The sequence below is a fragment of the Polaromonas sp. P1_E3 genome (genome assembly GCF_056405935.1).
This window is the reverse complement of the sequence record NZ_JBFUBD010000551.1, coordinates 1-1,490: the sequence shown is the minus strand read 5'-3', so window position 1 is coordinate 1,490 and position 1,490 is coordinate 1. Positions and strand designations below refer to the sequence as shown.

Here is a 1,490-nt window from a genome sequence, read left to right as displayed (position 1 = left end):
AGATATATCCGCTGCTGGCGAAGGGTTGGGGATGCGGCCGCCCGGACCCGGCAGCTTGAGGTCGTCCTCCACCTTGGCGAAGAACTCAATCGCCTGACCAGGATGTTCGGTCTTCGTACGCTGCTCAAGATGATGCGAGGGCCGGCCGCGGCAGCGGGGCTCAACTCCCTGCAGCATTTTCTGGAAACCGGCTTTGACGCTTTCGCCAATATGCGCGGGGCCGACGAATTCCTGCGGCTGATCAGGGACCGCGAGACGGCCTGGATCCATAGCCTGTTCGCGGACGATGCTGTCACCTGCGAGACCAGATTGGCGCATTTACTGGCTGCAGGACCTTGATGAGGCGCCGGCATTAGGACAAGCCCCATGCGGATTCCATTGCACGGCTTACACAATGAGCCACAAGGAGTGTGTRTGGACAAGCATTGGCTCAAAAGTTATCCCGCAGGCGTTCCACACGAGGTCGATCCGGAACAGTTCCGCTCGCTGAATCATCTACTGGAAGAATCGTTCAGGAAGAACGCAGCCAAGCCGTTCTCGGTTTGCATGGACCGCTGGATGACGTATGGAGAGCTCGACGATCTGTCGGCGGCCTTGGGTGCCTGGCTGCAAAGCCTGGGCCTTGAGAGCGGTGCGCGGGTGGCGATCATGCTGCCCAATGTTCCGCAGTTCGCGGTCACCATGGCGGCAATCCTGCGGGCGGGCTATACCTGTGTCAACGTCAATCCGCTTTACACCGCCCGGGAACTGGAGCACCAGTTACGCGACTCCGGAGCCACCACCATTGTCATCCTGGAGAACTTCGCAGCGACGCTGGCCGAGGTGATCGATCGCACCCCGGTAAAGAATGTCGTGATGGCATCCATGGGGGATTTGCTGGGGTTCTGGTATGGCCAATGGATCACCTTCGCCGTCCGCCATCTGGCGAAACTGGTGCCCGCCTACAAGTTGCCACTGGCAAACGGGCGCACCGTGACAGCCTTCAATCGCGCCGTTGCCGAAGGCAGCCGCATGTCCCTCAGGCCCACACAGGCCACGCTCGATTCCACTGCGTTCCTGCAATACACGGGCGGAACCACCGGCTTGTCAAAGGGCGCCGTCTTGACGCATCGCAACATTGTGGCGGCCATTTTGCAGGCGGAAGCATGGTTTACACCTGCGCTGGCGCGCGTGGGTGATGTCAGCAGAACCAACAACATTGCCGCTCTGCCGCTGTATCACATCTTTGCGCTGACGCTTTGCCTGCTGACTATCCGCTGGGGTGCGCACCTGACGCTCATTCCCAACCCTCGGGACTTCGGGCGTTTTATCGAAGTCCTCAAGAAGCGGCCGTTTCACATGTTGCCGGCCGTCAATACGCTTTTTAATGCACTGCTTCAACATCCCCAGTTCAAGACGGTGGACTTTTCGACCCTTTGCGTTTCCCAAGCCGGCGGCATGGCCGCATCGGAAGGCACGGCGAAACACTGGTTACAGGTAACAGGTTGCCC

At 59.6% G+C, this 1,490-nt stretch carries 2 protein-coding genes; both read left to right on the top strand.

Going from position 1 to position 1,490, the window contains the following annotated elements; all coding sequences use genetic code 11:
• Positions 1–339 (top strand): DUF8198 family protein (locus AC1D0Z_RS21575; protein WP_477660198.1); only part of this gene is annotated, 339 nt, incomplete at its 5' end.
• Between the two features lie 75 nt (positions 340–414).
• Positions 415–1,490 (top strand): AMP-binding protein (locus tag AC1D0Z_RS21570; RefSeq protein ID WP_477660199.1); only part of this gene is annotated, 1,076 nt, incomplete at its 3' end.